Source organism: Edaphobacter dinghuensis, assembly GCF_014640335.1.
GTDB classification, from domain to species: domain Bacteria; phylum Acidobacteriota; class Terriglobia; order Terriglobales; family Acidobacteriaceae; genus Edaphobacter; species Edaphobacter dinghuensis.
This window is the reverse complement of the sequence record NZ_BMGT01000002.1, coordinates 475,807-499,988: the sequence shown is the minus strand read 5'-3', so window position 1 is coordinate 499,988 and position 24,182 is coordinate 475,807. Positions and strand designations below refer to the sequence as shown.

Sequence of the window (24,182 nt, the reverse complement as noted above, 5' to 3'; positions counted from 1 at the left end):
TCTATCTATTTTGTATCTGAAGCAGAGCTGTGCGTAGAGCGTTGCCAACCTGCGCTATGTCTTCTTCGGTGATGCGATTGAAGAAGGGCAGAGCAATCGTGCGGCTGGCCTGTGCCTCGGTTACAGGAAGTACAGCAGAGTTGCGCCATGCGGCATAGCTCGGTTGCAGGTGGATGGGCGCAAAGTATCGTGCGCAGCCGATGCCTGCGCCCGTTAGTGTGGTGACGATGCTATCGCGGTCTATTTCTGTGTAATCAGAGTTGAGTCGGACGACGTAGACGAACCAACTGATCCGTATACCTGGAATCTCTGTTGAAGGGAGGACGAGTTCGTTGATGTCTGCGAGGGCTTGCTGGTATCGGCGAGCTACTTTTTCGCGCTGCTGCAGAATGGGCTCGATGCGCTTCAACTGCGCAAAGCCGAGAGCGCAGTTGATCTCGGAGAGGCGATAGTTGTAGCCGAGTTCGGCGTGTTGCAACCAGTCTGCGCTGTCGTAGCGGCCCTGGTTGCGGAGTGCGCGGATCTGCGCTGCCAACTCCGGGCGCCGGGTGACGACCATACCGCCTTCTCCAGTAGTGATTTGCTTGTTGGGGTAGAAGGCGAAGACCGCTGCGTCGCCGAACGAACCCGCCTTGCGTCCTTGATAGGTTGCGCCGATGGCTTCGCATGCATCTTCAATGACGAAGAGATGATGTCGGTTGGCGATGTCCATGATGGCTGCCATCTCCGCAGGGCGCCCGAAGGTGTGTACGACGAGAATGGCGCGAGTCTTTGGTGTGATCGCCTGCTCGATGCTGGCGGGAGACATATTCAGCGAATCGGCATCGATATCGACAAAGACAGGTAGAGCCCGTTCGTAGCGAAGGGCGTTGGCAGCGGCGATGAAGGTGAAAGAGGGAACGATAACCTCATCGCCCTCGCCGATGCCGAGTGCTTTGATGCAGAGATGTAACCCCGCCGTCCCTGAGCTAACGGCGATGGCGTGGGGAGTGTCGATGTACTCTGCGATCGCATCTTCAAAGGCTTCCATCTGTGGCCCGAGGCTGAGCCGCGAGGTGCGCAGAACAGCGGTGACGGCTTCGATTTCGGCCTCGGTGATATCAGGCGAGGAGAGGGGGATGGTCATGATTGGATGGAAGTGGCTCGCTTACGCAGCAAACCCTCGAGGGGAACGGTGGTGAGAACATGCACAATTCGCTCGGCGGCGTGGCCGTCGCCGTACGGGTTCGTCATGCCGCTGAGCGATTTGCGGAAGGCTGTGCTTTGAGCAGTCGCGACCTTCTCAAGGATGGAATTGACATCGGGATTGGCGTCGAGAACGTTGGGTGCACGTTCGCGTCCGTATTGGCGAAGGCCGACATTGACCACGGGCAAGGCGAACGACGCCGCCTCCATAATGCCGCTGCTGGAGTTGCCGAGAAGCAGGCCAGCTTGTTTCAGAAGGCTCCAATAAGTTACGGCACCGAGGTTTACAAAGACGTGAGCGTCGCTGTGCTGCCGGATAAATTCATGCGTGCGCTGCATCAGGCTGTGGCTGCCGGCGTCTGCGTTGGGATAGCAGAAGATGATCTGGCCTTTGATCTGTGCAAGCGCGGCGAAGAGTGCATCCGCCTCTTCGGTAGTGTTCTGCAAAAGTGTGACGGGATGATAGGCGACTACGGTTGGAGCTTGTTTCAGATCGATCTTCAACGCCTGTTCCAACTGAGACCGCGTCAGCAATTGGCTGCGGCTGATGTGATCGAGGGAGGGCGCTCCTGCGCGGGTCACTCGCCACGGCTCTTCGCCCATGCTGATAACGCGGTTACGAGCGGCATCGGTAGAGGTGAAGTGAATGTGCGCCATCTTGGTGAGAGCATTGCGGACGGCATCGTCGATGGCGCCTTCGCTGATCTCTCCGCCTTCAATATGCGCTACTGGAATGCGCAAGGTGAGAGCTACATTGGCAGGGGCCAGCATCTCGTAACGATCTGCGATCAACAGCAGAAGGTCGGGACGCATCTGTGCGAGAACATCGGTCAATCCCAGTACGGCGAGCCCAAGGGTCTTCGCCATTCCGGTGTCGGTGTCGGAGTTGAGCAGGCACTCGATGCGCGAGGCGATAGCGAATCCGTCCTGCTCGATCTCGTGGACGGTATTGCCAAATGCGGGAGAGAGATGAGCGGCGAGGACGATGAGTTTCAGGTCTACGTCGGGATGCGCAGCGAGATCCTTCAGTGGCCAGTAGAGATGGCTATAGTCTGCACGCGAGCTGGTGACTACGGCAATGGTGCGCTTCATGCATTCACCATCGCGGCGGCGGTCATGCGGAGGGAGAGGCTAGGACTATATTCCGGCACTATGCGCTGTACGGTTTGCAACAGGGATGGCAGGTCATTTTGTTGAATAGCTTCTCTCAGGTCATCCAGGAAGCAGGAGAGCTTGTCGGACGAGAGTGTGGGGCTGCTGATCGCACGAAGCGAAGAGTTGGAGATATCTCGATACGACTCGGACGATGAGATCAGGGACTCTTCCATCTTGTCTCCAGGACGGAGTTCGGTGAAGACGATCGGAATCTGTTGCTTGCCGATCAGGAACTGTGCGAGATCGAGGATACGATAGGGCTCTCCCAGCTCTGCCACGGATATGCCTGCTTGAGTTTCAGGAGAGAGTGCGTCCAGCAGAGTGTCTACGGCATCCGTGATTGTCATGAAATAGCGCTGTACGTCGGGGTGCGATACCGTAACCGGCCCTCCCTGTGCGATCTGCCGCTCAAAGAGCGGAACGACGCTGCCGGAGGAACCCAGCACATTGCCTAGCCTGATTGCCTTCATGCAAACAGAAGAGGTGCGAGGGGCAAGGAGAATGAGCTCGGCGATACGCTTAGAGGCTCCCATAATGCTCGACGGAGCAACCGCCTTATCCGTGGAAACCATCAACAGCTGCTCGCAGCCGTATCTCACTACGGTTTTTGCGAGGATGTGAGTGCCGAACGCATTGTTGACGATGGCTGCAAAGGGGTTGTCTTCCATCAGTGGCACATGTTTGAAGGCGGCCGCATGGAATACGATGTCAGGCTGGTGTCGCTCGAACAGACGGGTGATTGCTCTTGTATCGCCGACGCTGGCGAGAATAGAGAAGCGCGTCATCGTCGTTTTTAGGTAAGCGAGGGACTGATGAATGTCATAAAGGGCTCCTTCGGAGGCTTCGAGCAGAATCAGCTCGCGTGCGTCGGACTGTGCCACGGCCTTTGCCAGCGCTGAGCCGATACAGCCGCCAGCGCCGGTGATCAGGACCCGTTTCCCGGAGAGGAGAGCAAGGGCCCGTTCACGCCCGGTTCTGGGACCAGACGAAGGCTCCCGATGCAGGAATGCCTGGGAGTCAGGGGGGGCGGGATGGGTTTTCGGCGGCGCGGTCAAGATAATCGTTAGTCCAGAGAGAGACGCAGCGGAGCAGCTCCGTCGAGTCGCTTTATCAGACTACACGGCGGCCGGAGAGAGGGGTAATGGACGGCCTTGCCCCCATTTTTTTGTTGACAATGAGCAGTCTAGAGACGTAAACAAGATTGTCGCTAAAACGCTTTAGTTTATCGATTTAATTTTTAGAGCATCGAGTAAAGCGATGTCGTAAATCGGTTTGTTTTAACGATTATTTAGGGGGAAAGACCAATATCGTTTGAGTGCCGTAAAAAACTATTGACAGTCGTTATTGCGGTGCTGTAAACGATTCAACGTAATGCTGAATCGTTTTAGTCTGTTGACGGTGTCGGCGATTTCAACCTGCACAGCCGACAGACGATGGCCGGCGGATACGAATTCATGCCGGAGAGTGGGTACAGACGCATCCGGGTCTGGATCCGCTGGTTGAAAGGTATGCCCGATGTTGGGCATTGATGCAGTGGAAGTTTCTTTTGGAGGCAGTATGCAATCTATGCAGAATCGTGGGAGATGTTTCCCGAAGTTGTGGCGACAGGCTTCGCTGAGCCTGGCGTTCGTTTTAGCCGTATTTCTGGTGTTGCTGCCGAATGCAGATGCCCAGGTGTCGGCAACCCTCAATGGGACGGTGACAGATTCGACCGGCGCGGTTGTTCCGGGCGCGGATGTTACTTTGACCAACGAGGCCACGAAGGAGGCCCGCAATACCGTCAGCAACGACAGCGGGTACTTTGCCTTTCCGGCGTTGCTGCCATCAACCTATACGGTCAAGATTGATGCAAAGGGTTTCAAGACCTATGAGCGGCATGGCATCGTGCTGCACGCAGCCGACCTTATCAAGCTCTCCGATCTGGCCCTGACCATCGGTCAGACCAACGAGACTGTAACGGTTGAGGCAAACACACAGATTATTCCGGTTGAGAATGGCCAGCGCGCTGCAATTCTCGACTATAAGGACATCCAGCAGCTCGCAATTCAGGGCCGCAACCTTTCAGAATTGCTCAAGGTGCTTCCCGGCGTCACCAACACTCCAAACGGTCTTAACAATGGCTCGCAGTTTGACCCTACAGTTGTCAGCGTAGGCTCAAGCGCGGTAGGTAACGGTTTGAACGCGAACGGTGCAGTCAACCGCGGCGGTACCAGCCAGCTTTCAGATGGTGTTGACGTCGACGATCCCGGTTGCGATTGCAACTCGATCGCAATTTTGAACCCCGATATGACGCAGGAAGTCAGCGTTCAGACCTCGAACTTCGGTGCGGATGCTCCACGTGGTCCGGTTGTTATCAATGCAATCAGCAAATCCGGCGGCGCCGACTATCACGGCGAAGGCTATTTTTATGCTCGCAACGATATCTTAAACGCCAACGACTGGCAGAGCGACAACGCAGGAACGCCTAAAGGCAGCGCTCATTACTACTACCCTGGCGGCAACTTTGGCGGCCCGGTTCCATTCACGCATAAAAAGCTGCGATTCTGGGTTGGTTACGAGCGCATCCTGCAGAACACAGGTAACGCAAATCGCCTTCAGTCCTTTATTCCTACTGCTGACATGATGGCGGGTAACTTTACTAACACTGCCGCCAATATGGCGTTTTGCCAGGGAGCACTCACCAATACTGCAACCAACGGATGCAACAATCTCGCTCCTGCGCCACCGCCAAAAGGATCCACTACACCGGGCCAAGGAACTGTGCTGCCTGATGGAACCATCGTAGGGCAAGGCAACCGTCCTGCAGGTATGATTCCGACTGAGTTCCTCGATCCCGGTGCGGCGTCACTTGCCAGCATCTGGCCTGCGGCAAACTCGAACCCGGCAACAACTCCTGGCGGCTACAACTACAACCAGGTCATCCCCGGAACCCACAACGGCTATCTCTTCCGTGCACGCGTGGACTACAACCTCAGCGACAAAACCAGCTTCTTCGTCTCTTATCAGTATGGACAGGACGCTGCACCTTCGCAGGGGAACGGTGCCCATATCTACTGGACGCCGGGTAATGCGATTCCGTACCCTGGTGGCGGTTTGATCAGCAGCTCCTTCTCGAAGTCGATTGCCGGTCACTTTACCCATGTGTTCAGCCCAACGCTTACCAATGAGTTCATCGCGAGCTGGGGCTACGGTAACTTCCCGGTTGGTCCGCCCAGCGCTTCAGCTGCGTATAGAACTACTCTCAAATACCCAGCCAGCTATGGAACGTATTTCAATGCTGGTTCTAAGCTGATTCCGTCCTACTCCAGCGCAGGAACTCTGACTTTCCCAGACTTCTCGCAACAGGATATCTTCGAGTCGGCAAATGGTAAGTACCTTGTTCGCAAAGAGATGCCCGCATTCTCTGACGATGTCACCAAGGTCATTAGCACGCACACCATCAAACTCGGAGTTTATGCCGAGAATGTTGGCAACATTCAGGGTGCGTCCGAGTCTCCGAATGGTGCACTGAACAGCTTCAACGCGAATGGCACTTTGCAGAAGAACATTCTTAACAATCAACTGGTCGGTTCACCCAATAACCCAACTGCTAACTTCCTGATGGGCAATGTCACAAGCTACGCTGAGAACAGCTCTTCTCCAGTTAGCGATATGGCTTATCAAACCTTCTCTTTCTATGTAAATGACTCATGGAAGGCGTCGCAGCGTCTCAACATCGAGTATGGTGTTCGCTTCGATCACATCGGCCATTGGTACGATCGCCAGGGCAACGGCCTTGCGGTCTTCATTCCTTCACTCGTTGCTGCTGACCGTGCTTCCGGTAAGCTCGATCCTGGCGTCTACTGGCATGGCATTAACCCTGGTATTCCCAAGAGCGGTCAACCGGATCGGTTCCTTCTCGTCTCTCCGCGTTTCGGACTTTCCTATGACATCTTTGGTACAGGCAAGACCCTGATTCGTGGTGGATGGGGCATCTACCGGTTCACCGATCAATACAACGATTACACCGGCGCTTTGACAACCGCACAGAGTATTCAGGGCTACGGTCTGCCTGGCGGATGTTTCACCTTGCTTTCACAGATTGGGCAGATCAAGGGTAACGCCAAGTGTGGTAGCAGCAGCGCGGTTAACGGTAGTGTCAATGCGTTGGATCCAACAGACTACGGCATCCCTCAGAGTCGTGCTTATAACTTGACCATCTCGCAGCAGGCTCCGTGGAAGTCGCTGGTTGAGGTTGCATACGTCGGCAGCACCAGTAAAGAACTGGTCATGGGCGGAGAAAGCACCTCTGGCAGCGGGTTTGCTGAATTCACCAATCAGAATAAGGTTCCTCTCGGCGCCTTCTTCTTACCTGATCCGGTTACAGGTGTTGTTTCACCGAATCCGGAGCAGCTTGGTGGACCAGGTTCGCCAAACAACACTGAGTCGGACTATCGTCCCTATGGTTATGCTTATGGAACCAACCAGATCCTTGTGAACACGAACTCGGGTTATGCCAACTACAACGGTTTACAGTTGAGCTGGGTCAAACGCTCGGATCGTCTCACCTACAACTTCAACTACACCTGGTCGAAGACTCTTGGAGTTGGCCAGCAGATCGACCCGTTCTCTCTCAGCGGTAACTATGGCGTTCTGAGCATCGACCGTCCTTATGCCTTCAACTCTTCCTACTCGTATAACTTCCTCAGGGTCTACAACGGCGATTCGCGCCTCATTAGTGGCGTTGCGAATGGCTGGACGCTATCAGGTATTACGTCGTGGCAGTCGGGCGGCAACCTGCAGGCGATCAACAGCCCGAACTTCGGCCTGTCGATTACAGGCAAAGGCGATGCTACCTACTTCGGTACTTCGGCTCCCAAGCTGATTATGCCGGTTCTGACCTGCGACGCGGGAGCTCACCTGCAGGACAAGCAGCGAGTGAACGAGTCTTGCTTCGCAGCACCGGCAGTCGGAAGCAATGGACCGCGGAATCTTCCTTACTACAGGATGGCGGACTTCTTCGACACCGACCTGGCTGCATACAAGACGTTCCATGTCACGGAACATCAGACGGTACAGTTCCGTGCCTCGGCGTTCAACTGGATCAACCATCCTCTACCGCAGTTCAGCAGCGGAAACCAGTTGGCTCTCCACTACAACAACGACCTGACGGTAAACTCGGGTTCTAACTCCAAAACGCTTGGTTACCTCGATACCAAGACTGGCGCACACGCACAACGCACGATGGAACTGGCTCTGAAGTACAACTTCTAGCTTGTTCCTAAACCAGAGTGGGGCGACTCTCTTTGAGTCGCCCCATTTTTCTGCAATAGAAGAGATCTCGATTGGAAGAAGGTCATTACAACCCTTCGCTATACTTTGGTTCAATGTCAGTAAGACTTACAACGGCTGCCAAACCGCGCAGTCATTTCTGGGAATACGTTATGCGGAGCTGTTGGCAGGTGACGGCAGTGCTGGCCTTCTGTTTCGTGACAGGAGAGATGAGCTTTTGCCAGCGTACGGTGAAAGCGACTGAACGTGCTCCCGATCTTCAGCAGATGTACGATTCTGCTCAACGCGCTCAATCGGCTGGCGATCTGACTGCTGCAGCACGGGATTATCAAGGCTTTCTGGCGGACACGCTTCGTCATCTTGCTGACGGCTATGTCCGTGCAGGAGATTATCCGGGTGGGGCGAAGTTCTTTGAGGAAGCACTGTCCGTTGTGCCTGAGGATAAGGCCACTGACCTGCGTCTTGCTTATGCTCAGTCTGCTCTTTTGGCACGGGATATCCCCACCGCAAAGTCTCAGGCATCAGCCGTTGTTGCAGCCGATTCAAAAAGTTCAACAGGCCGGCTGATTCTTGGCGAAGCGCTGTTGCAGACCGACGAAAATCAGGAAGCTCGCAAGCAACTGGAGGCTGCGGTTGCGCTCGATCCAAACTATAAAAATGGGTTGGCCCTGGCGACAGCCTATCTTGCGTTGTCCGACACGAAAGATGCCACAAAGCTCTTCAGCGAGATGTCTATCGGCTTCGGTAATACTGCTGCGATTCATCTGGACTTCGGACGTGCCTATGCAGAGGCGGGCAATCCCGATCTTGCTATTGTTGAATTCAAGAAAGCGATTGCGCTTAATCCTCGTTTACCTGAGGCGCACTACTGTCTCGGCGCGTCGTATCTGTTAAGCCAGGGACAGGTTGGCTTTTCTGAGGCAGTCAAGGAGTTTCATCGCGAGCTGGAGTTGAATCCGAATGACTACTTCAGCCTTGCGCAGCTCGGTTATATCGCGTTCAACGATCGCCGATTTTCTGAAGCAGAGGAAGATCTGAAACGTGCGGCAAGCCTTGATCCACGCAATCCTGATAATCCTCTGCTGCTGGGCCAGATATATATTCAACTGAACCGTCCGGCAGACGCAGAGCAGGCTTTACGCAAAGCTATTGCACTGACGACCGATCTTTCTCGCAATCACTATCAGGTGCAACGCGCTCATTACCTGCTTGGACGACTGCTGGTGCAGACCGGCCATCTCGATGAAGCGAAGCAGGAGATGCAGATCTCAGCAAAGCTGCTGAAGATGAATTCACTGCGCGACCAGGCAAGGTTGACGGGAGCTCCTGTAAGTGATGCTGCCAGCATTGCACCTTTTCAGCGTCCTCCTGATCGGGGTCCAATGGATGTGAAGGCGCGGCAAGCTCTGGATGCTTTCGCAAAACGAGCTGCCCCCGCTATTGCTGACAGTTATAACAATCTTGGAGCCATGGCTGCGGGAGCCAGCGAGTTTGCAACCGCTACCGGATACTTCACGAAAGCGGCCAAGTGGAACTCGTCGCTCGAAGGGCTCGACTATAACTGGGGCAGGGCTGCATTTTCTGCGCAGCTCTATGCTCAGGCTGTGCCGCCACTAAGCCGCTACGTTGCGGCGCATCCGCAGGAGACAGGCGCGAGAAGGGTTCTTGGCATCAGCTACTTCATGGTCAAGGACTATGCCGCTGTGGTGCAGACACTTCAGCCTATCGAGTCATCGCTTGCCACTACTCCACAGCTGGAGAGCATGTACACTCAGTCGCTAGCGCATACAGAGAAGAAGGGTACAGATGTTCACCCCTGAGATAGTCATTCGCAGAGGCCTGCTCGTGGTTGCAGTGATGGCGCTCTTCTCAAGCATCACGTCTGCGCAAACTTCGTCTGTGCCCGGATTACGCTTTCGCGATATTGGCCCGGAGGCAGGACTCACTACTGTGCCGCATTCGGCACCGGTGAAGCAGTATCTGGTTGAGATGATGGGCGGCGGTGTTGGATTGCTGGACTGCGATAACGACGGCAAGTTGGATATCGTTACGGTTACCGATTCCACGGTCGACAGCTATCTTCACGGTGGCGATTTGATGGTGACGCTCTACCATCAGGATACGAAGCCCGATGGGCCTGTGCATTTCACCGATGTCACGCTTGCGTCGGGGCTGACCACGCGTGGCTGGGGGATGGGCGTTGCCATTGGGGATTTCGACAATGATGGGCTGCCGGATATCTACGTTACCGGCTATGGCCATAACGTGCTCTACCACAACCTCGGCGGATGCAAGTTTGAAGATGTGACAGCACGGCAGAGGGTAGCAGGTGGAGGTTTCAGTGTTGGGGCGGCGTGGGCTGACTATGATCGCGACGGCAAGCTCGACCTGTTCGTCTCGCGCTATGTAGATACCGACCTGAACCATCTACCGAAGCCTGGCGACAAAGCATTTCAATATCAGGGATTGCCGATGGAGGTGCCGGTGCTGAATGGTGAGACTGATCTGCTCTTCCATAACAACGGTGGCAGCTTTGATGAAGTGTCTCAAAAGGCGGGCGTCGACAACGCTGACAAGCGGCTGGGCATGGGCGTTGTCTGGGGAGACTATGACCATGACGGCTGGCCTGATCTGTTCGTCAACAATGACATGGGGCCGAACTTTCTATATCGCAACAAACATGACGGCACGTTTGAAGAGGATGGCCTCATCTTCGGCACGGCGTTGAGCGCTGAAGGCCGTTCGATGGGCAATATGGCGGCTGACTTTGCGGACTACGACCGCACCGGAGCGCTTGATCTTGTTGTCACTCGTTATGGCTACCAGCCGATGAGTCTTTATAAAAATCAAGGTGAGACGGGCTTCACGGACCGCGCCTCCGCCGCAGGCCTGACGCGGGCATCGGATGAACTTGTAGCGTGGGGCGCCGGTTTTGCGGATTTCAACAACGATGGCTGGCCGGATATCTTTGTGGCCAACGGCAATGTCAGTTCCATGGTCGATAAGCTACCGCATGATCTCAAGTACCGCGAGCCTATTCATCTTTATCGGAATCAGCACAACGGCACCTTTACCGAGATCGCCGATGCATCCGGTCTCAATGATGGGCCGCTGCGCTCGCGACGGGGTACGGCATTTGGAGACATTAATAACGACGGCAATATCGACGTCGTGGTCTACAACGTTGGCGTCCCACCCTCATTATTTTTGAATGAGACGAAGAATGCGAACCATCGTGTTCTCTTCCGACTGGTGGGCAAAAAAAGTAATCGTGCTGCGATCGGCGCACGTGTTACAGTCACCGCCGGAACACTGGTGCAGACCGACGAGGTGCGCGCCGGGGGAGGCTATCTCTCCTCAAATGACCAGCGTCTTCACTTCGGCCTTGGCACTGCCGCGACGATGAAACAGATAAAGATTGAATGGCCCAGTGGGGCGACCGAGGAGTTGCACGATGTTGCAGCGGATAGACTCTACACCATCGTCGAAGGTGAGGGCATCACGCAGACAGTCAAGCTGAACGAACCCGGGAGCTAGCTTCGAGCGATTTGCGGTGACCACTCTGCTCGCTCAATTTAAATGTATCTGTAGATCGATTACCTTGCCGGTGGACGGATTTAAATTGCAGGTGAAGGTGAAATCCTGCCAGCCCTGGGGTGTTCGTGCCTGTCCGCTGCCGGCCAGCCTTCGATCGCTTTCGAGAGTCAGACTCTGTGGAGCGTCGGTTCCGAGGAAGACACGATCTGTTTCTTTAATCTGCTTTTTAAGAGCGGGAAGTGCGACCGGGCGGCAAATCAGCTCGGCTACCTTTTTTGCATTGCTCCATTCCTGGGCAACGCTCCGATCGGTGGGTGACCTCAGAGTAGCTATCTGCCGGGATATGACCGCAACCTCCGCTGAGGAGAGCGTGGGTTCGGTGCGATCAGCAGCGTTGGCGAGAGGGCAAATAGCGATCATCAGCAGTGTGAGACTGGCCGCTTTCCAGATAGTGCTTTTCATGGCGATCTCGATCATTCCTCAAAAAGGTGAGGGGAAGCAAGATCTTCTATAAATATTCAGGCATCGTCAAAGATGACGATGGTACAGGAGCAGGCTTCGCGTGTAACGTTTTAAGCAAGCTCGACGAGCAGTGCGGTATTTGACTGACGATAGCGTGGCTGGTCTCGTGATTGCGCCTGTGGCGGCACCTTATGGAACGTTTGCCTCAGCTCTATCGGTGGCTTTTTGATTCGCGAGATGGCGCACAGAACTGCCTTATCGCGAGATGGTTGTTTCTGAGGGCGCTGGGCGCAATTTACTTCTCTGCGTTCTTTTCGCTGGCTTTCCAGATTAAAGGCTTGATCGGTCCAAAAGGAATTCTTCCAGCGCGACAATACCTTGCCTGGGCGACGCATGCGATGAGCGCAAGCCGCTATTGGAATGTCCCGTCGCTGTTTTGGCTTTCGGCCGATTCGCACATGCTGATGGCTGTGGTGTGGATTGGGCTGCTGACCTCTGTGCTGGTGTTTCTTAACGTCTCGCCTCGGCTGAATCTCCTTATCTGTTTCATCTGCTTCCTTTCGTTCGTTGCTGTGGCAGGAGATTTCTCGGGCTATCAATCGGATGGCATGTTGCTTGAGGCCGGGTTTCTGGCACTCTTCTTTGCACCGCCCGGCGTGCGGCCAGGATACGGTGCGGAGCATCCTCCATCGCATGTCAGCCTGTTTCTGCTGCTGTGGGAGTGGTTCAGAATCTATTTCGAGTCGGGGATGGTGAAGATCCTAAGCGGCGATCCGCAGTGGCGAAATCTGACCGCAATGGATGGCTACTACCAGAACAGTCCGTTACCAACATGGATTGGATGGTATGTGGCGCATCTGCCGCATTGGTTCCATGCGACGACCGTGGTGATTACGCTGGTGCTGGAGTTCGTCGTGGTGTTGATGCTGTTTTTCCCTCGACGGATAAGACTGATCTGTTTTTGTATCGTCACGCCGTGGCAGATTGGCGTGATCCTGACAGGAAACTACACGTTTCTGAACTATCTGGTGGCTGTTCTGGGATTTTTACTACTGGATGATTTGAGCCTGCGCCGCTTCATCCCGGTACGGCTTCGTCCACCAGTCGTAGACGAGGAAAGCAACAGAGAGCAAGGACGCGTGACAGGGTTTCGTGGTGGATTGCACGCTGCGGCAGTAAGTGTGGCGGCGGTGATGTTGACATGGGTTGGCTATGCCACGGCAGTAGAGATGGGAGCGATGGTGATGTCTCGCGTCCCGTTGCCGATTGCTCCGGTAAAGGCACTCGAACCGTTTCGCATCGCCAATCAATATGGGCTCTTCGCGGTGATGACACGCGGACGATATGAGATTGAGTTTCAGGGCTCGAACGATGGCGTGAATTGGCAACCTTATCTCTTTCGATACAAACCGCAGGCGTTGAATGAAGCTCCGCGAATCTATGCACCCTATCAGCCCCGGTTCGATTGGAACCTGTGGTTCGCATCGTTGGGCGACTGGCGGCAGAATGAGATGGTGGTGCTTGCGGAGGAACGCTTGCTCTCAAACGATGGTGATGTGTTGGAGTTGTTTCGCGGCAATCCGTTTCCGCAGTCACCGCCGCGTTATGTCAGAGCCGTTCTCTGGCAGTACTGGTTTACGTCGCTGGAAGAAAAGCGCAAAACGGGAAACTGGTGGCGTCGTCAGATGCTGGGGCTCTATGCGCCGACGATTACGCGAGGCGCGGATGGACAGATTGGCGCGGTGCAGATGCCGAAGGAATTGCCTCCGCATGATTAGCAGAAGTCCAATCTCAGGTGGAACTTATTTCAACCTGGACACTCGCATTGGTTGCGCCGCCATGAGAGGAAAAATGCTTTAAGCGCGATATGATTCTCAGAGTGAGTTCTTACGCCCTCCACGGTCTGGAACACAGGCTTGGCCGTGCGGCACAGTGATGCGTGAGACGTCGTGATATGGGGAATCTAAGTAAATGGCAATGACGAATGCAGGCGGTTCTACGCAAATAGCCGCAATGCCGGACTCCGGCTCGAGTACAAACTATCGCAGCGCCTTTGCGATGGTCACTACACTGTTTTTTGTGTGGGGATTTCTTACCTCGCTCAACGATATTCTGATTCCGCACCTGAAGGCGATCTTCGATCTGAACTATGCCGAGGCAATGCTGGTGCAGTTTGCATTCTTCTCGTCGTATGCGGCGTTTGGAATTCCATCGGGAAAAATCGTTGAGTGGATCGGCTATCAGCGAACGATGGTGCTGGGCTTGCTGACGATGGGAGTGGGGGCCGCACTATTTATTCCGGCGGCGAATTTGCCATCGTTTCCGCTCTTCCTGGCAGCCTTGATTGTTCTGGCAGCGGGCATTACGGCGTTGCAGGTTGCGGCTAATCCTTATGTAACCGTACTGGGGCCGCCGGAGACAGGCTCGAGCCGACTGAATTTGACACAGGCGTTCAATTCGCTGGGCACAACGATTGGGCCTCCACTTGGTGGATGGCTGATTCTGCGCGGAGCCGAGAAGACAGTTGAGAAGACCAGTAGCATGACACCGCTGATGCTGCATGCGTACCGCATTCAGCAGGCGGCAACGGTGAAGTTTCCTTATCTTGCGATTACTTTGGCGCTGGTATTGCTGGCGTTGGCAATCTGGTTCTATAAGTTCCCCCGACTGGATGCGACACAGGATTACCGGCCCAGCAAGGCAGGCGAAAAAGGCCACAGCATGTGGCACTATCCGCATGTGGTGCTGGGAGCGATCGCAATCTTTGTATATGTGGGTGCCGAAGTTTCGATTGGCAGTTTCCTGATCAACTACTTCAACCAGTCGGACATTGCCGGTTTGACAGCACTGGCAGCCGCTAACCTGGTCCCGTTTTATTGGGGTGGAGCGATGATGGGCCGCTTTATCGGTTCGGCTCTTTTGCAGAAGGTGAAGACCGAAAAGCTGCTTGCGTTGTGTGCTGTCATCGCGACCGTGCTGGTTGTGATTTCTATGCTTACCGTTGGCCATGTTGCTGTATGGAGCATTCTGCTAGTGGGGCTATTCAACTCCATTATGTTCCCGAGTATCTTTACTCTCGGCATTGCAGAGATGGGACCGCTTACAGGCGAAGCATCCGGACTGTTGGTTACGGCGATTGTGGGTGGCGCTATCATTCCAGAGCTGCAGGGTGTTTTGGCCGATCACATCGGCATCCACCATGCGTTTATCGTGCCCGTACTCTGCTACCTGTACATCATCTACTACGGATTGCGAGGGTCGCGAGTGATCGAACCGGCTGTAGCGTAGTCGATCTCAGCGGCGCAAGACAATACATCCAGATCGTCCTTTACGTATTACAAAGACGATCTGGATGTTTTCATTTGACTGGGGTTAACTAACACGTTCGTGGAATAGTTCAGGAGATGGAACACCGATACTGTTCTCTAGCAGGCTGAACGAAGGAATGTTCGTCTGCTCACCCGATCGACTGGTTTATCGTCTCGCCCAAGAGCCACTTCAACCGAATGGCTGCACGATTAGCGGATCTTGACTGACCAGCTAAGACCAGGGTGCAAGGGAAGCTCCATCGATGAATCAGCACACAGGCAGTCAAGACTCGCACCGCAATCCTCATAAACCGGAACATTCACTCTTCAATTCCGCACAGGCAGCGTCGACCATAAAGTCAACTTGGCGTCGCAACCCACTCCTCCCTCTTGGACTCGTTCTCTGCTTCCTCCTCGGGGGCTCCTTTTCGCGAGCTTTAGGGCAGACGGCCTATGTCTTCCAGCCTGCTATGGCGGTGGGCGGAACCCCGCAGGTGCAGTCGATTCCAGTAATGATCCAGAGTTCAGGGACGCTGGGGACGGTCGAGGTGTTGACTCAGGGCTCTCCCAATCTTGATTTCACCCTGGCTACTGTGGGCACCTGTTCAACAGTTGCAGGTCAGATCTGCAATGTTTCTGTGAGTTTTTCGCCGAAGTTTCCCGGTCTGCGCTTCGGAGCTATTGTGATCCTCGATCCCGGGGGCAATGTGCTGGCCAGCCAGAATATCTCAGGCACAGGGCAGGGCTCGCTGAACGTAATGTCTCCAGGGCAGATCACTACGCTTGCCGGCGACGGCTGCCTCAACGACGGACCCTGCCCGACAAGCGGCAGCACACCGGCGACCCAGGCCGCGATCAACCTTCCCTTGGGCGAAGCGACCGACGCGGCGGGAAATCTCTACATCTCTGACACTGGCAACAACCGTATTGTGAAGGTCGATCCGGCTGGAAATATTACGTCCATAGCGGGCACGGAAGTCGCCGGCTCTGCGGGAGATGGCGGTCTCGCAACTTCGGCCCAGGTCAGCGCGCCTTCAGCGATTGCTGTGGACGGAGCAGGAAACATCTTCTTTGCTGACACCGGCAACAGTGCTATCCGCGAGATCAATGCGATTACAAAGAAGATCACGACGGTAGCCGGAACTCTGGGTACATCTGGAGCTACAGGAAACGAGCTCGCCGGTCCACAAGGCTTTGCTTTCGATGCCAGCGGTGATCTCTATATCGCAGACACAGGAAACAATCGCATCCGCAAGGTCGATCCCTCGGGCGTGGTTACCACTGTGTCGGGAACCTTCAACCAGCCTTGGAGCGCCGCAGTCTCCTCAAAGGACGGTAGTCTTTACATCGCCGACTTTGGCAGCAACCGCATCCTCAAGATTGATCCCTTGGGCCTAGTTACCACTGTCGCGGGTACAGGCACTGCCAGCTATAGCGGCGATGGTCATCTTGCCACCAACGCAACATTGAACAGCCCCTCAAGCGTCGTAACCGATCCGGCTGACAACCTCTATATCGCAGATTCGGAAAATAATGCCGTTAGAAAGGTGATCAGCTCTACCGGAAATATCACGACGCTGGCTGGAAATGGGACGGCTGTTTTTAGCGGAGACGGCTTCAACGCGAACCTCGCTGGTCTTTACAAGCCTTATTCCGTCTATCTCGATGCCAGCGGCGATCTCTTCATCGCTGACCGACTAGACCTTCGCGTTCGCGAGGTGAATGCCACTATCGCTGCGATCAAATACCCGGATATGAAGGAAGGCAAGACCTCTGCGCCGATTGCTCAGACGATTGAGAACGATGGCAACGCAGCACTGACTCTGACCGATCTCACGGCATCTCCGGCAACGACGAACGCCGCTCTTGATACGGTGCCAACCGATCCAATTACAACCACATGTTCCACAACGGTGCCCCTGCAAGTCGATGACACCTGTGTTCTGGCGGTCGAGTTCAAACCGCCCATCGTGTCTCCTGTATCGGGTCTGCTCTCCGTCACCTCAAACGCAGGGAACAGCCCACTGTCGGTTGAGCTTAGCGGTACAGTTCTCTCTGTCGATCCAAGCTCGACAACTGTCACGTCCAGCTCCAATCCCGCCGCGGTAAACCAGGGAATTACCTTTACGGCGAGGATCTCGAGCCCGAACCAGGTAACCGGTACTGTTCAGTTCTTCGATGGCGCTACTCCTATTGGCCTTCCTCAGACTGTGGTTACCGCCACAGATACGGCGACGATTACAACGTCCTTTACTACCCTTGGAACGCACATCATCACTGCAGTCTACAGCGGCGATAATCTGAACGCCGCCAGTACCCCCAACACCCCGCTCAACCAGGTGATCGAACAATCGACCACGCTCAACGTTGTTTCAAATGCCAACCCTGCATCGCAATTCGAGTCGATCATCTTTACGGCAAACCTGCTCGGATGGACAACGGCACCGACTGGAAGCATTGCCTTTACCGATGGGGGCAGGGCACTCGGCTCTGCCGGCATCGGGACGAATGGAGTAGCCACCTTTCCAGTTCCTCCCTTGTCGACAGGGGTACACCATATCACTGCCACCTATGCCGGAGACGCAACCGACTACGGAAGCCAGTACTCCTTCGACGAGACCGTCAACCTTGCCTCAAGCACGACCAACCTGACGACCAGCGCTAATGTGGTTCAGTTTTCAACTCCGATTACCTTTACCGCAACGGTAACGGGCGTCCCTGCCTCTATTCCTACCGGGAATGTGGCCTTCAAAGACGGCTCTACGGTCTTGAGCACGGTACCGGTGAACTCACTTGGTGTCGCCAGCTATGTGAATACAACGCTTCCAGCGGGGACGCACACAATAACCGCTGCCTACCTGGGCGATTCCGACTATGCCGGAAGCATTTCCAGCAATAACGTCACCGTAACGATCAAGCAGACAGCCACCACGACCGTGCTTTCTGCCAGCACTCTTAACTCGATTGCTAGCAGGGCCATTACCCTTACGGCGACGGTTACTGCGGTGGGTGGTGCTATACCGACCGGCACTATCAACTTTATGAATGGCAATGTGTTCATCGGAACGGCAGCTCTCAATCGAGGCGTTGCTTCGGTCGTTACCTCGTCTCTGCCTGTAGGGACCGATAGCGTATTCGCTATCTACAGCGGCGATTCAAACAACTCTGCCAGCACCTCCGCGCCTCCGCTTGCGATTACGATTGTGAAGGCTCCCACTACAACGGTCGTCTCTTCAAGCCAGAGCCCGCTGCCTACGTTGACGCCTGTTGTTATCTCGGCGACTGTCGCGAATGGCGGGTCGCAGAGCCCAACCGGCCTTGTGACCTTTGTTGAAGACTCGGTTGCGATCGGTGTTGGCACGCTCAACGCCAACGGGGTTGCAACCATCTCCATCCCTACGCTCCCGGCCGGTTCCCATACCTTCGTCGCCAACTATGCAGGCGATGGACTGGATCTTGCCAGTTCGGCGCCACCGTTCACGCAGGTCGTTCAACTTCGTCCTACGACCGATGCACTCAGCACCTCGACTACATCGCTCACAGGCGGCCAGCAGCTTACGTTGATCTCGGTCGTTCGACCGACGGGAACAGTCGGCTCAGTCGCTCCCACGGGAACCGTAACCTTTATGTCCGGAAGCATTACCCTGGCTACGGTACCCATCGACGCCACCGGTGTCGCGACCGTGACGGTTCTACTGCCGGGTACCAGCGCCAACCTCTCTTCGACTTATAGCGGTGATGCCAATTACGCGACCTCTTCTGCGTCGCCGTCTACAGTCCCAATCGGGCCTGCACCGGACTTCACTCTTCAAGCGACGCCGATTACATGGCAGCTGCAATCTACCCAGCATCTGGACATACAGCTTACGCTGACCTCTGTTAGAAACTTCACCGATACGTTTTCCTTTGGCTGTCTGGGCCTGCCGCAGGATACGACCTGCACCTTCTCGAAAGACAAGGCAAACCTGCCCGCAGGCGGTGTTCAGACTGTCACGCTTACTGTCGATACCGGCCATCCGCTGCTTGGTGGAACCCAGGCAAGCAACGATCAACACTCCAACTCTCGGGTGGTGTTGGCCTGCCTGTTCCCAGGATCGCTGGCCTTCTGCTTCCTTGCGTTCAAGCTTCGGCGTGTGCGGCTGGTGAGCGGTCTGCTTCTCTTTGTGGGCATCATCGCTATGACTTCGGGACTCTCTGGTTGCGGGACCATTCAGAACACTGGAACGCCTCCAGGAACCTATAACTTTATGGTCAGCGTGACCGGCCAGACGGGCGTCTCTCAATACGTCAATATGACGATGACTGTTACAAAATAAGAATGACGCCTGCGATGAAAAAAACTCTCTTTGTTCTCTTTTTCCTGCTTGGCCTCTCTGGTTTTCAGGATGCCTTCGGCCAGGCTCTTCCTGCGGCGACCGCCCCGGGCGCATACGTCTCAGTCGGAGGCACCTATTCTATCTTTCAGTCCGCCTACGGTCAGCATGTCCTCGGCGGTGCGGGGCTCTATGTCGATATCAACCGTTGGCGACAGTTTGGAATTGAGGGTGAAGGCCGATGGCTGCGGCAAAACAGCCTGGCAAATACGACTGAATCCACCTATCTCATCGGCCCCAGGGTCGAGATTCGTAGAGGAAGATTTTCGCCATATATCAAGACCCTGGTAGGGCTAGGTCATTTCAATTTTCCCTATAACTATGCTCAGGGGAGCTACTTTGTAATCGCTCCGGGGGCAGGGGTCGATTACAACCTTACCTACAACGTGAAGATTCGCCTGGTCGACTTCGAGTATCAGGAGTGGCCGCAGTTTACCTTCGGCAACATCAATCCCTATGGCGTTAGCGTCGGAATCAGCTACCACTTCCTGAACGGGGTGAGATAGGAATAGATGTTTCGCAGTGTGCTGCCGGCAAAGAATGCCTAATCAGGTAAGGCTGATCTGGCTCAGCTTCTCTCGAGAGGACCTTCTGCAGAAGAGCATGGCGACCGAGGACTTTTCTCGGTGTAGGGAACTGCGAAATCGAGAGAAGAGCAAGCCGATCCCGCCGGTAAGAATATAGAAGATCGAAGCGGGTTCGGCGGCGAGATGCGCAATTGGCATGACATGCTCCATAAGTTGCTGGAATGAGCATGTCATGCCAGTTGCTGGATTGTGAGTTCCACAGAAGTTGCAGGACGAAAATCGCCGATTGATCTAAAGGGTTAGAGCTATTTGTCGACTGGCCCGCTGATTGCCGTTGACGATCAGCTATAGATTTGCGTCCAGGAAGGTGTTGATCTCGCTAAACTCCGCTTCTGTAAGCCGGAAATTGATAGCGGGTGCAACTCCTTCGACTTGCTTGGCGTTACGTCCGCCGACGATGGCCGCTGTGATGGCCGGATGATGTAGCGTCCAGGCGATGGCGATGACGCCGGCCGAGACGCCATGACGACTCGCAATCGACTTGAGAAAATCGGCGATGGAAAGATTGCGGGAGAGGTGCGGCTCCTGGTAGTTCTTTGCCTTGCGGCGGAAATCATCCGGTGGAAATGCGGCAACACGCTCTTTGCTCATAGCTCCTGTAAGCAGACCGGAGTGCATAGGAGCATAGTTGATGACACCGATGTTATTTTTCTGGCAGTAGGGTAGTATCTCGGCTTCTACGCTTCGGTTGATCATGGAATAAGGCGGCTGGTTTGAAGTGATAGGCGCAATCTTAGCCGCGCGCTCCATCTGCGAGACGCTGAAGTTTGAGGTTCCGATCCAGCGGACCTTGCCTTCGCGTTGCAGGTCAGCCATTACGGCCCAGCCCTCTTCGATATCTTCATCAGGCTTGGGCCAGTGAATCTGATATAGGTCGATCACTTCGACCTGAAGGCGGCGAAGACTGTCTTCGACTTCACGGCGAATCTGTTTTAAGCTGTTGGTAATTTCGCGCTTTTCATCCCAAACCATTGCGCATTTGGTGAAGACATAGGGCTTTTGCGAGGCGGACTTGATGGCTCTGCCAACGACCTCTTCGGAACGTCCAAGACCGTAAACGGCGGCAGTATCGATCCAGTTGACGCCAAGGTCGATTGCCTTGTGAATGGCAGCGATGGAGTCGTTGTCGTCCTGTGGGCCCCACGAAAAGGCCCAGTCGCCGCCGCCTATTGCCCACGCACCGAAGCCGATGGGCGAGAGCTGCAGATCGGAGTTGCCTAGCTGTTTTTTGTCCATAGCTCAATTAGACGCTATAACGGTCAAATAAGCCTCTAAGACTGACGCTGATCTTGCTGAAGGGGAGAACGGCTCAGGAGACCTTTGCCACCACTACGGTAAAGTCGTCCGACTGCTCTGCGGCTCCCGCGAAGGCAGGCACGGCCTCGCAGATAGCATCGACGATTGTGTTGGAAGAGACATGCGTGTGCTCGCTGAGAACCTGCTCGAGACGGTCTACCGAGAACTGCTCGTCCTGTTTGTTTTCCTGCTCCGTCACGCCGTCAGTGTACAGGGTCAGAATGTCTCCGGATTCGAGGTTGATGGTGACATTCGAATACACCGTACCATTGAGAATTCCGAGGATAGGTCCAGACGCTTCAAGCAGGCGAATCTCGCCGCTGGGACGCAGCAGGATGGGCGGGTTATGACCGCCGTTCGCGTACTCAAGGGTCTTGGCGGCAAGGTGGAAGCGGGCATAGAACATGGTGACAAAGCTTGCTGGTCGTGTGACCTGCTTGAGAACTCCATCTAAATCTTTCATGATCGCGGCTGGTCCGCTGAGCTCGCGGGCGCGCAGACGAAGAGCTACGGAGAGGGAGGGCATCAGCAGGGCGGCAGCCGCCCCTTTGCCGGAGACATCGGCGATGACGACGTCGACGATATCATCGGAGATTTGAAAGAAGTCATAATAATCGCCGCCCAGCAGCCGCGCGGCATGCATGGTGCCAGCGAGTTCGAGGCCCTGAAAGGTGCGGGGCGAGGGCAGCACCTGTTGTTGAACCTGGGCAGCGAGCACAAGATCGCTCTCGTATTCGTCGCGCTGCTGACGCACTTCCTCGATCAACCGGCTACGCTGACGTGCAATAAGCCAGACCAGATAGCCGGTGGCCAGAAATACACCGAGCATGATTGCATCATGGACGACTCGTAGCGAGATCGTATTGCTGGGTGGGCCGAAGATGTCCTGCAAAAAAGTACAGATGGCGGCAAGCGAGATGGTGAGCAGAAGAGGATTGACCAGGGCGCTCAGTGCAAGAGAGAGAACGTAAAGATAACCGAGCGATATGTTGGCGACGACAAACCAGTCGGTATAAGCAACGGCAGCAATCGAGAGCAAAACTACGAAGTTGAGCATTCCGAAGATGCGTTTTTCTTCGACGAGTTCATAACGCTTAAGAGCGTCACCATCCTTTTTTGATCTGAAAAACGCCATTGCCGATCATCCTTGGGTCTGACGTAGCCATGGTACAAGCCCCTAACATGTCCTGCTGCTCAAATTTTTGAGCCCAAGGATGGCTGCCCTGAACATCCTTCAGAAGGCTACTTAGGGGGTGGAAACGATACGTAGAGTACAGAAGCTGGGGAGTGCCCAGCATGGGCACGTTCGGAGGGTATTATTATTTGTCATGGTCAATGTGCCGAATAATGGGCGTTAGAAGGCCCGAAGCAGGAAAGAGAGCAGACCAGGCAGATCTACGTTAGTTGCGCCACAAATGTATTGTTGGTTCAATCAGGAAATAAGTTCATTCAATAACTGCTGAACTGATTGGCGTCCCCGATGGGATTCGAACCCATGTTATCGCCGTGAAAGGGCGGTGTCCTGGGCCGGGCTAGACGACAGGGACGCTGCGGAATGACGGCTGATAACAGGCCCTCATCGCTTTCAACGCTATCAATATAGATAGTCCGTGTCAAAGAATACGGATAGTCCGATCAAGAGACCGTACGAACTAAAACTGGCTAACTTCTTTCTGAAGAATACTTAAATTATTGAGAACCTTCCAAGAGGACAGCATCATCTAAAATTGAAACCCATAGTGCTCTTGCAGAATCAGACACTTGACCTATCTGCGTTTGTCCCGGCGCAGATATATCCGGGCAGGCCGTTGTAATTGACGTTTTGAATCTGAAGGAGAAATACTGTGTCCTTGACTTTGAAGTTCAGCCGCATTCTGCCGCTCGCCGTTTGCGCGACCGTGTGTCTTTTCGCAGGTTGCAAATCTGCTCCGCCGCCGGTTGCCGCGGCGCCTCAGGCGATGCCCGTCAAGGTATCTCCCGTAACTCTTTCGCCGGTTGCCAACGGCGATACCTATGTGGCGACGATCAAAAGCCGGCGCTCGGCCACGATGCAGCCCCAGGTGGATGGCAATATTACCCGCATCTTGGTGAAGTCGGGCGATGCAGTTAAGGCGGGTCAGATATTGATGCAGATCGATCCGCTCAAGCAGGTCGCTACTGTGCAGCAACAGCAGGGAACCGAGGCACAGAAGAAGGCCGTCTATCAGTACAATCAGACCGAAGTGGAACGCCAGCGCAAGCTTTACGAGGCGGGTGTGACCTCCAAGCAGGCCTATGACCAGGCGGTGCAAGCCTATCAGAACTCCAAGGGAGATTTTGATTCCTCAGTGGCACAAACCAATACGCAGAGGCAGCAGTTGGCTTATTACCAGATTCGCGCGCCGTTTGCTGGAATTGTTGGCGATATCCCTGTTCACCTTGGCGACTATGTTTCGGCGAGCACCATTCTCACTACTGTCGATGAGAATGCAGATCTTGAAGCTTACATCTACGTTCCCACCGAGCGGGCATCGCAGGTGAAGCTTGGTCTTCCGGTCGATATCCTCGACAACGATGGAAATTCGATTGTGAAGTCTAAGATCAGCTTCCTCTCTCCACAGGTTGATAACGGGCTGCAGAGCATCCTCGTTAAGGCTGAGATTCCGCGCACGGCAGAACGCCTTCGCAACCAGCAGCTGGTCAAGGCGCGCATCACCTGGAATACCAATCCGGCGCCTGTTATTCCGGTGCTCGCGGTCTCTCTGGTCGGCGGCCAGACCTTTGTCTTCGTTGCTGAACCGAAGGGCGACGGCTACGTCGCACACCAGATTCCGGTTACTGTCGGCGAGACGGTCGACAACACCTATCCTGTTCTCGATGGCCTCAAGCCAGGCGACAAGGTGATTCTCTCTGGTCTGCAGTTTTTGCAGGAAGGTGCTCCCGTCAAGCCTCTGGGGTAGGCGGCACCTCGCATTTATGTCTGCGGAGATGTATCGCCATCTCCGCATCTTCTTTCGTTTACCGCCAGG

General features: G+C 54.8%; 14 protein-coding genes and 1 tRNA gene. 8 read left to right on the top strand and 7 right to left on the bottom strand.

Features of this window, described 5'->3' with window-relative positions; genetic code table 11:
* Position 1: 1 nt before the first annotated feature.
* Genes IEW09_RS07665 through IEW09_RS07655 form a run of 3 tightly spaced genes read right to left on the bottom strand, consistent with a single transcriptional unit; the run spans position 2 to position 3,395 of the window.
* Positions 2 to 1,126: a DegT/DnrJ/EryC1/StrS family aminotransferase gene (locus tag IEW09_RS07665; protein ID WP_188553591.1), complete on the bottom strand. Its 1,125-nt coding sequence runs from the start codon at positions 1,124 to 1,126 to the stop codon at positions 2 to 4.
* Complete coding sequence (gene neuC, locus IEW09_RS07660) at positions 1,123 to 2,277, bottom strand: UDP-N-acetylglucosamine 2-epimerase (protein WP_188553590.1); 1,155 nt, start codon at positions 2,275 to 2,277, stop codon at positions 1,123 to 1,125. The genes IEW09_RS07665 and neuC overlap by 4 nt, the downstream gene beginning before the upstream one ends.
* Positions 2,274 to 3,395: a polysaccharide biosynthesis protein gene (locus IEW09_RS07655; RefSeq protein ID WP_188553589.1), complete on the bottom strand. Its 1,122-nt coding sequence runs from the start codon at positions 3,393 to 3,395 to the stop codon at positions 2,274 to 2,276. Before IEW09_RS07655 ends, neuC begins: the two co-directional genes overlap by 4 nt.
* Before the next feature lie 502 nt (positions 3,396 to 3,897).
* On the opposite strand from IEW09_RS07655, the gene IEW09_RS07650 reads away from it, so the two are divergent.
* From IEW09_RS07650 to IEW09_RS07640, 3 genes are all read left to right on the top strand, one after another.
* Positions 3,898 to 7,593: a TonB-dependent receptor gene (locus tag IEW09_RS07650; protein ID WP_229739174.1), complete on the top strand. Its 3,696-nt coding sequence runs from the start codon at positions 3,898 to 3,900 to the stop codon at positions 7,591 to 7,593.
* A gap of 113 nt (positions 7,594 to 7,706) precedes the next feature.
* Positions 7,707 to 9,431, top strand: coding sequence for a tetratricopeptide repeat protein (locus IEW09_RS07645; protein ID WP_188553588.1), 1,725 nt, complete (start codon positions 7,707 to 7,709; stop codon positions 9,429 to 9,431).
* On the top strand, positions 9,418 to 11,148 hold the full coding sequence (locus IEW09_RS07640) for a CRTAC1 family protein (RefSeq protein WP_188553587.1): 1,731 nt from the start codon (positions 9,418 to 9,420) through the stop codon (positions 11,146 to 11,148). The genes IEW09_RS07645 and IEW09_RS07640 overlap by 14 nt, the downstream gene beginning before the upstream one ends.
* A gap of 33 nt (positions 11,149 to 11,181) precedes the next feature.
* Here IEW09_RS07640 and IEW09_RS07635 read toward each other — a convergent pair whose 3' ends face one another.
* On the bottom strand, positions 11,182 to 11,625 hold the full coding sequence (locus IEW09_RS07635) for a hypothetical protein (protein WP_188553586.1): 444 nt from the start codon (positions 11,623 to 11,625) through the stop codon (positions 11,182 to 11,184).
* A 176-nt stretch (positions 11,626 to 11,801) separates the two neighbouring features.
* Between IEW09_RS07635 and IEW09_RS07630 the strand changes: the two genes are divergently transcribed.
* From IEW09_RS07630 to IEW09_RS07615, 4 genes are all read left to right on the top strand, one after another.
* A complete protein-coding gene (locus IEW09_RS07630; RefSeq protein WP_188553585.1) occupies positions 11,802 to 13,388 on the top strand; it encodes a lipase maturation factor family protein in 1,587 nt (528 codons plus the stop codon).
* A 193-nt stretch (positions 13,389 to 13,581) separates the two neighbouring features.
* Positions 13,582 to 14,898 (top strand): sugar MFS transporter, encoded by a 1,317-nt coding sequence (locus IEW09_RS07625; RefSeq protein ID WP_308420537.1) that lies wholly within the window; start codon positions 13,582 to 13,584, stop codon positions 14,896 to 14,898.
* Between the two features lie 283 nt (positions 14,899 to 15,181).
* Positions 15,182 to 19,234 (top strand): Ig-like domain repeat protein, encoded by a 4,053-nt coding sequence (locus tag IEW09_RS07620; RefSeq protein WP_188553584.1) that lies wholly within the window; start codon positions 15,182 to 15,184, stop codon positions 19,232 to 19,234.
* Between the two features lie 14 nt (positions 19,235 to 19,248).
* Positions 19,249 to 19,797 carry an opacity family porin gene (locus IEW09_RS07615; protein ID WP_188553583.1) on the top strand — a complete coding sequence of 183 codons (549 nt, stop codon included), beginning with the start codon at positions 19,249 to 19,251 and terminating at the stop codon, positions 19,795 to 19,797.
* Between the two features lie 366 nt (positions 19,798 to 20,163).
* Here IEW09_RS07615 and IEW09_RS07610 read toward each other — a convergent pair whose 3' ends face one another.
* The 3 genes from IEW09_RS07610 to IEW09_RS07600 all read right to left on the bottom strand — a co-directional run bounded on the left by IEW09_RS07610 (position 20,164) and on the right by IEW09_RS07600 (position 22,721).
* Positions 20,164 to 21,114, bottom strand: a complete 951-nt coding sequence (locus IEW09_RS07610) for an aldo/keto reductase (protein ID WP_188553582.1) — start codon at positions 21,112 to 21,114, stop codon at positions 20,164 to 20,166.
* 73 nt (positions 21,115 to 21,187) lie between these two features.
* Positions 21,188 to 22,309 carry a PP2C family protein-serine/threonine phosphatase gene (locus IEW09_RS07605; protein ID WP_188553581.1) on the bottom strand — a complete coding sequence of 374 codons (1,122 nt, stop codon included), beginning with the start codon at positions 22,307 to 22,309 and terminating at the stop codon, positions 21,188 to 21,190.
* A gap of 334 nt (positions 22,310 to 22,643) precedes the next feature.
* Positions 22,644 to 22,721 (bottom strand) — tRNA-Glu (locus IEW09_RS07600).
* A gap of 297 nt (positions 22,722 to 23,018) precedes the next feature.
* Between IEW09_RS07600 and IEW09_RS07595 the strand changes: the two genes are divergently transcribed.
* Positions 23,019 to 24,113, top strand: a complete 1,095-nt coding sequence (locus IEW09_RS07595; RefSeq protein ID WP_308420536.1) for an efflux RND transporter periplasmic adaptor subunit — start codon at positions 23,019 to 23,021, stop codon at positions 24,111 to 24,113.
* Positions 24,114 to 24,182: the final 69 nt, after the last annotated feature.